Annotated in this window: 9 protein-coding genes and 1 riboswitch; of the genes, 4 read left to right on the top strand and 5 right to left on the bottom strand. The window is 45.9% G+C overall.

What is annotated here, in order from left to right:
- The 3 genes from ACTHMC_RS06800 to ACTHMC_RS06790 form a co-directional block, all read left to right on the top strand.
- A partial coding sequence (locus ACTHMC_RS06800; RefSeq protein WP_440412002.1) for a RagB/SusD family nutrient uptake outer membrane protein occupies positions 1 to 1,637 on the top strand: 1,637 nt, incomplete at its 5' end.
- 120 nt (positions 1,638 to 1,757) lie between these two features.
- Complete coding sequence (locus ACTHMC_RS06795; protein ID WP_440412001.1) at positions 1,758 to 2,558, top strand: glycoside hydrolase family 16 protein; 801 nt, start codon at positions 1,758 to 1,760, stop codon at positions 2,556 to 2,558.
- 63 nt (positions 2,559 to 2,621) lie between these two features.
- Positions 2,622 to 3,248, top strand: coding sequence for a hypothetical protein (locus ACTHMC_RS06790; protein ID WP_440412000.1), 627 nt, complete (start codon positions 2,622 to 2,624; stop codon positions 3,246 to 3,248).
- 71 nt (positions 3,249 to 3,319) lie between these two features.
- Here the strand turns inward: ACTHMC_RS06790 and ACTHMC_RS06785 are convergent, their stop codons facing one another.
- The gene (locus tag ACTHMC_RS06785; protein WP_440411999.1) at positions 3,320 to 4,264 is read right to left on the bottom strand and encodes a DUF5050 domain-containing protein; all 945 of its coding nucleotides are present in this window, start codon (positions 4,262 to 4,264) and stop codon (positions 3,320 to 3,322) included.
- A gap of 163 nt (positions 4,265 to 4,427) precedes the next feature.
- Positions 4,428 to 4,566: riboswitch (cobalamin riboswitch) on the top strand.
- Between the two features lie 21 nt (positions 4,567 to 4,587).
- Between ACTHMC_RS06785 and ACTHMC_RS06780 the strand changes: the two genes are divergently transcribed.
- Positions 4,588 to 4,974, top strand: coding sequence for an acyl-CoA thioesterase (locus ACTHMC_RS06780; protein ID WP_440411997.1), 387 nt, complete (start codon positions 4,588 to 4,590; stop codon positions 4,972 to 4,974).
- A gap of 22 nt (positions 4,975 to 4,996) precedes the next feature.
- On the opposite strand, the gene ACTHMC_RS06775 is transcribed toward ACTHMC_RS06780, so the two are convergent.
- The 4 genes from ACTHMC_RS06775 to ACTHMC_RS06760 all read right to left on the bottom strand — a co-directional run.
- Complete coding sequence (locus ACTHMC_RS06775) at positions 4,997 to 5,563, bottom strand: GNAT family N-acetyltransferase (protein WP_440411995.1); 567 nt, start codon at positions 5,561 to 5,563, stop codon at positions 4,997 to 4,999.
- Positions 5,564 to 5,684: 121 nt separating this feature from the next.
- Complete coding sequence (locus ACTHMC_RS06770) at positions 5,685 to 6,056, bottom strand: hypothetical protein (RefSeq protein ID WP_440411993.1); 372 nt, start codon at positions 6,054 to 6,056, stop codon at positions 5,685 to 5,687.
- Between the two features lie 4 nt (positions 6,057 to 6,060).
- Positions 6,061 to 6,966: a DMT family transporter gene (locus ACTHMC_RS06765; protein ID WP_440411992.1), complete on the bottom strand. Its 906-nt coding sequence runs from the start codon at positions 6,964 to 6,966 to the stop codon at positions 6,061 to 6,063.
- Between the two features lie 110 nt (positions 6,967 to 7,076).
- On the bottom strand, positions 7,077 to 7,568 hold a 492-nt coding region (locus tag ACTHMC_RS06760), incomplete at its 5' end, for a hypothetical protein (RefSeq protein WP_440411990.1).

Raw genomic sequence — 7,568 nt, 5'->3', positions numbered from 1 at the left:
AAGATGATTTCCTGGAAGTACCTAATACAGGTGCAGTAACAAGTGCAACAGCCTTTGCTACCGAAGCAGCAGCAGACCTGGTGTTAAATGATGTGTACAGCAACCTGCCTGATCTTAATAATTTTATATTCGAGCCATTTGATTCCTGGACAGATGACCTGATGACCGGCTTCAACTGGAATACAAGCTCCCAGACAGCCAGGAACAAGGCAACCATTAACTCTACCAGTGTCCTTTATTACGATTGGTCAGGAGCTACAATGTGGCTCGACTGGACTACTTTATACAAGAGAGTAAGAAAATGTAATGTATTTATCGAAGGAGTTACAAATTCAAAACTTCCACAAGGCTACAAGGATCAGAAACTGGCTGAGGCCAGGGTACTGCGTGCTTTCTTCTATCACCAGTTGTGGATGCTGTATGGCGGCGTTCCTGTTATTACCAAACCGGATAATCAGAAAACGGATGGTGAAGCCATCTATCATCCCCGCGCCAGCTTTGATGAAACATTCCTTTTCATGCAAAAAGAGCTGGGCGAAGCTGCAGCATTGCTGCCTGCCAATAACGGTAACAGTGGACACGGTAAAATAACAAAAGGAGCAGCGCTGACCATTAAAGGATGGATTGAAGTTTTTTATGCGAGTAAACGTAATAACCCAACCAATGATAAAACCAGGTGGGCAACTGCTGCGGCCACCAACAAACAGGTGATGCAATTGGGTTATGTGCTGTATCCTAAATATGATGAGCTCTTCCTTACCACCGGCAACAATAACAATGAAGGAATTCTTTACCGTGAATACCTGACCATCAAACAGGGTAGTAATATCATCGGTTTTCAGGGCCCGAATAACGTGGGGGCACAGTGGTTAAGCTGGGGTGGTTCCACTCCTACGCAGGAATTGGTGGATCAATATGCGATGGCAAACGGTATGGCCATCACTGATCCCGGTTCAGGCTATGACGAGGACAATCCATATGCCAACAGGGAACCCCGCTTCAAACAATCCATCCTGTATAATGGCAACACCTTTAACGGCGTACCCTTCTTAAGCGCTGTAGGATCAGGAAACAATGCCATTGACCTGGCTGACGCAACCGATAATACCAATACAGGATACTGTACTAAAAAGCGCATGGACACTACCGTTAATATTTTCCAGGGCGGCGCCAGTTCCCAGAACTACTATTTCTTCAGGTATGCAGAAGTATTGCTCAATTATGCCGAAGCACAGAATGAAGCAGTAGGGCCCGATGGAACTGTATACGCTGCATTGGACGAGATCAGAACAAGAGCTAAGATCCCGACTTTTACCCAGGTATACCCCGGAGCCACACAGGCAGAAATGCGTGAGCTGATCCGCAGGGAAAGAAGAGTTGAACTGGCATTTGAGGGTAAACGTTATTTCGATCTGATCCGTTGGGAGATAGCTGAAGTAAATCTCAATAAGGTAATGCATGGTATGAAAATAACCGGCACACCGGGATCTTATACTTATGAAAGGATCAATGCCATCCCTTCCGGTGCTCCTCAATGGACATTCGACAAGAACAAAAATTACCTGTTGCCAATTCCGTTAAATGCTATCGGACGGAATCCCGCAATGAAAGGGCATCAAAACCCCGGTTACCAATAAAGATCTTTCTAATTAGTATGCATGTTCTCCCTGGCTTTACCGTTGCTGCATTTTTGCAGCAACGGTAAAGCCAGGATTTTTTTTGACCTCGTCTCATTGTTCACCACTAAAATTTTACATGTGAAAAAGATTGCAATACTTCTTACAACGGTGGCAGTGTCTTTTTGCTTATGCATGAAAGCACAGAAAGATGACACCAGCAAAACACCCAAACTGGTATGGAGCGATGAGTTCGATTACACCGGATTACCCGATGCCACCAAATGGGGATACGATGTTGGTGGCTCTGGCTGGGGAAATAATGAAAAACAGTACTACACAGAAAAAAGACTGGCAAACGCGTCCGTAAAAAACGGGGTGTTGAGCATCACAGCGATCAAAGAGAAATTTGAAAATATGGATTATACCTCCGCCAGGCTGGTGAGTAAAAACAAAGGCGACTGGAAGTATGGACGTTTCGAGATAAAAGCCAAGCTGCCCAAAGGGCGTGGCGTATGGCCTGCCATCTGGATGCTGTCTACCGGTTGGAAGTATGGCGGCTGGCCTGAAAGCGGTGAGATCGATATCATGGAGAATGTAGGGTATATGCCGGATTCCGTTTTCGGAACTGTACATACCAAGGCATACAACCATGTGATAGGAACCCAGAAAGGCAAAAGCATCTACCGCAATGACCTGTCAGATGCCTTTCACGTATATGTACTTGAATGGAATGAAAACGAAATAAAAATCTTTGTAGACCAGGAACAGTATTTCTCGTTTAAAAATGAGAAAAAGACATTTAAAGAATGGCCCTTCGATCAGCCTTTCCATTTGTTGCTGAATATTGCTGTAGGCGGCAACTGGGGTGGAAAAATGGGCGTTGATGAGTCGATCTGGCCACAGACGATGGAAGTGGATTATGTGAGAGTGTACCAGTGATAGGAAAATGCCAATGTATCGATAGAAATCCCGGCGCTTCATGGAGCCGGGATTTTTGATTTTTTGGAATATTGGAAACCGGTACGTTTATACCGGTATTCTTCACAGTTGAAATTCCATCCTTTAATAATTCAGCTTGATGCCGGCGGAAACGCTACCTGGCAAACAGTTGCCGGAGTTACAGGTGGATGGTCGTTGGATGGGAATAGTGCCGGTGCTGTAAAAAAGATAGGTTCAACGGATAATTACGCACTGCAGATCATTACAAATAACGAGGAACGCATGCTCATAGGCAGCGACGGAAATATTACCATGGGCAAAACAGCACAACAGTGCAGGCTCTCCGTTAACGGTGATATTGTAACCCGAAAAGTAAAAGTTACTGTAACAGGATGGCCCGACTATGTTTTTAATAAAGGATACGGACTTATGCCTTTACCGGAAGTTGAAAAGTATATCCGTCAACATGGTCATCTTCCGGAAGTACCTGCTGCCGCAGAAGTGGAATTGAACGGTATTGAACTGAGTGCCAACCAGGCACTTCTTTTAAAGAAAATAGAAGAGCTCACTTTGCATGCCATCGCACAAAATAAGCAGGTGGATTCCACCAGACAGGAAGTTGCGGAACTGAAACAGGTTGTGCAGGATCTCCTGAAAAGGATCGATAAACTGGAAAAGGAAGGAAAATAAAATGTTATCCATAGCAATACAAACTAAAAAGGACCTCGAAAGGTCCTTTTTAGTTTGTATTGCTAATGCCATTATTTATGATGATTAAACGTCAGCTGCCGCTTATTACTCCCATCTGCATTCATCATCCACAACGTGCCATTCTGCGGATTGGCTTCATCTGTATTAGCCAGGAATTTTCCATAAACGATCTCTCCGGTTGCTGAAATAGCATAAGAACGTACCCCCTCTTCCAGCAGTATGGGCGCACCACCCGGAGCAACGGACCAGAGACTGCTCAGATTCGATGTATAATAGAGCACTCCATTGTATACGGATGGAAAGTATTTGTAATCAGAACCGGTAGTGTGTTGTTGCTTATCTGTTCCATCTTTTTTAGTGGAAAAGATATCGCGGACCTGCGTGAAATAAATACGGTCGTCAGTAATGCAGAAATAGTACGCACCTTCTCCCACAACAGTGTTGCCTGTGCCGTCAACTGCTACACGATAGAACTTCCCCTGGGAGTTCGCGCTTACACTGGCGGTATTGAGATAATAGAGAGAATCGCTGCCGGGCGACCAGGCATAGGTAGCATTCTGTCCTGTTGGTGTGATCTTCACTTTTGCCGCTGTATCAAAAGCGGTACCATTGAATGGAATAAGATGAATCTCGCCGGACCGGTTATAGGCCAGCCATTTGCCATCAGGCGACCATTGCGGATTCTCCAAAGGCCTGTCCGTTACCCTGGTTAAACCAGTGCCGTCTTTTTTGATGAGATAGAGCCCGGCCGAATCGCCCTTACCTCCGAAAAACGGAAGGCCGCAGGGATTGTCCATTAACTCACTCACAGGAATATGATTGAAGGCAACCAGGTTGCCCGTAGGGTCCCACTGAGGATTCACATAAGGCTGCAGCGGGATTCTCGGGGTTTCGCCATAAGCTCCGCCACAGAGTTTCTCTTCTTTGTTTTTTTTGCTGCAGCTGAAAGAGAATAGGGCAGTAGCTGCAAGGGTGCAGAATAGTAGCAAGCGCATAACAATAAGTTTTGTCGGTTTATGGGCTTGACAATCTCAAAACGACAAGCGTTGCAAGTGCAGCTGAATTCCCCATTCCCCACCAATGTTTTTCAACGTTGTCAACACTGAAAAACAAAAGCATCATCAATTAATTCAATACCTTCGCACCGTTGTTCTTTATCATTTTTCAAATGTTTCAGGTTGATCAACCTTCTGGTTGATCATTAATAAGGAACCGTGTGAGATCCACGGGCTGTTGCGCAACTGTGATCCTTAACCGATAAGGAGAGCCAGATACTTGCCTGATTACAGAATGCTTTCGCAGTTTAAAGCTATTACATATGACACGCGAACAAAAGATCGCCAATGCGGAAACGCGCATATTCAAAGCCGTGTTTCCTGACAGCACCAATCATTACGATACACTCTTCGGCGGCACTGCCATGTACCTGATGGATGAAGTAGCATTCATTGCAGCCACCCGGTTCAGCAGGAAGAAAGTGGTAACCGTTTCTTCAGACAAGATCGATTTCAAGAAAGCCATTCCAGGCGGCACTATTGTGGAACTGATCGGAAAGATCGTGCATGTTGGAAATACAAGTCTGAAAGTACAGGTGGATATTTACATCGAGGAAATGTATTCAGAGCAGCGCGATAAAGCCATCACGGGAACTTTCACACTGGTGGCCATCGACGATGCCAAACGGCCTGTGAAGATCGAAGGGTGATCAGGCAGCCTGCATAATTACATTATTTCCGAAGGAAATATAGTTTGTAGCTAAGTGATTCTTCTGCGTATACTTCAAACCCGAATTGCTGGTACCAGGGTACATTCTCCGGGGTGGAGGTTTCCAGGTAAACGGGCTTTTGCTGTTGTTGGCTGAGTTGCAGCAGTTCCTGCATCAGTTGCCTGCCAATGCCTGCATGCTGGTTGTTGCGCTCCACGCCAATGAACCAAAGGTAAAAGAATGGAAAGGAAGGATGGTGTTTCCGGATGAGTTGTTCACGGTTCAATACCCTGAAGGTCCTAGTCAGACCAAATACGGTAGCCGCGAGTTGCAGGTCCCACCAGATGCTTTGAAGGGTGGTGCGCTTCTTTTCAGGATATAATACCAGGGCACAGGCACGCCGGCAGTCGGAGAGATACACTTCACCAAAAGCATGGCACACATCAAATGAGTAGGCCATCAGCTTTTCGATCTTCTCTCTCTTGCGCTGGTCCTGAGGTATCACATAATTCACGCTCCTGTTATCGAAGAATGAATCTGTTAGTATATCCGTTACCTTCTGTTTGTCCTTCTTCTCCGCTTTGATCATGTCCGCTGGTTGAGGTGAGCATTGTTTCAACAGGTCATGAAGATATAGATTTGTTGAAAGAAGAATAGCTCACATCAATAATAGCGCCGATTAGCTAACAAAAGTCAAGTTTTGCAGGAAATCAAACACCTGATTTGGATAGAATAAAGACCGATCCGGCGGGGTCTGTGATCCAGTGCATGTCTTTCGGGATCTCTTCCAGCTCATCACAGGTATATGTTCCCCGGGAGGCGAGATATTCCGTTGCAACAGGCACATCGGTGGTTTTCAGTTCCAGCCAGGTTTCAGAATGGGTGTAATTGTCAACACAGTCGAGCCATATGATATTCGGACCGAATTTCACTTCATGTGTGCGGCTCACGGTAGGATTGGTGATGGGCTTCTCCGTTACTTCCAATCCGAGTGTTTCCTTATAAAAGGCCACTGTGGCTTCATATTTCTGTTTGGGTATCTTGATGGCGATATTTATACCGCCCTGGAATACTGGTTTCATTATATTATTGTTTAACTGTTTCTTCTTTGGGTGAGGCTGAACTGAGCCATACGCCCAGTAAAACCAGCGCGCCTCCCACATACTGGAGACCACTGAAATGTTCTTTCAGAAAGATAAGTGCAATGGCCGATCCGATCACAGGATCCAGATTCAGGAAATTGCCGGCTTGCGCAGCTGTCAGCGTTTTGAGTGCCTGATTATACAGGATATAACAAATGGCGGAGCTTAATATACCGAGATAGAGGATGGCCATCCATCCGTTGGTAGTGATAACAGGAATGGCTTCACCCCATCCTTCAACCAATACGCCAGGGATCAGCAGCAATGTGCCGATGCATGTAATGAAAAATGTAATGGGCACAGGATGATAATGGTTCATGCTCCTGGAGATCAGGGTATACACAGCCCAGCAGCAAACGGAGCACATCATCAGGATATTCCCGAGGATACTTCCTTTATCATCTTTCTGTCCGATAAAACCAACCATTACAACGCCTGCAACAGAAATGAGGATGCCGGTGAGTACCCTTCCCGTGATCTTTTCTTTCAGAAAAACAGCTGCGGGCACAATGATCAGTAATGGCATGATACCCTGGATCAGTGATCCCATGGCTGCACCCGTATAGGTCAGCGAAATATTGAAGAATGCATAGAAGAAGGTAACACCCACTAAAGACAGCAACACCAGCTTTCCCCAGGGAAGCGGAGGATCCTTCTTTGCCAGTCCTTTGCTTTTGACCACCAGATAAAAGGGCAGCAGCACAATACTGGCCACGGCATTTCTCATGAATGCGAGAAACAACGGTGGCAGTTCAGTCACGCCCACTTTGGATACCGTGAAAGCACTTCCCCAGATCAGCACCACCACCAGGATACTGATCAGTGCGATGGTCTTGTTTTTACCCCTCATGAGCAGTAAAATAATGAAAATTATAGTCTTTTATACGTAATTGCCGGAAACTGCATCTCTGTGGCAGTTTGCGGTTTTCAACTAACATTTTAGTATAAACGAAATTTAGATCACTTTACCTGATGGGCGGTCATGATACTGTTCCGCAGGTCCAGGAGTTGCTGACTGATACTTGTTTTATAGATATGCGGGTATTCGAAGCGTTTATATTCTGCCGGCAGCAGCGCCATCCTTGTTTTAGAATATTGTGCGATGCTGTTGAGTGAAGGGGATGGTATGAGCTGCCTGCCGTTCTCCATTACTGGCTGCAGCAGGGGTTCCTGTCTGAAACCGGCTACCTGTAACGATTTTCCGGGCTCGAAAGGATGATGAATGGTACTTACATGTTCTTCTCCTTCCAGTACGATTGCATCCGCTCCGAAGAATTGTCCCTGTTCATCTATCATGCGGAGTACCTGTTTTATACCGGGCAATGTGGCTTTCTGCAATGTCTCCGATATTTTCATACGTGGTTTTCCATCGGAGGATGCCAGCTTGTACACGCCATCCAGCGCTCCGTCGGGCGCACCTGTTACCAGGCTGGTGCCAACACCGAAAACATC

Source organism: Pseudobacter sp. (assembly GCF_051955275.1).
Lineage (GTDB): Bacteria > Bacteroidota > Bacteroidia > Chitinophagales > Chitinophagaceae > Pseudobacter.
This window is presented reverse-complemented; position numbering and strand designations above follow the sequence as displayed.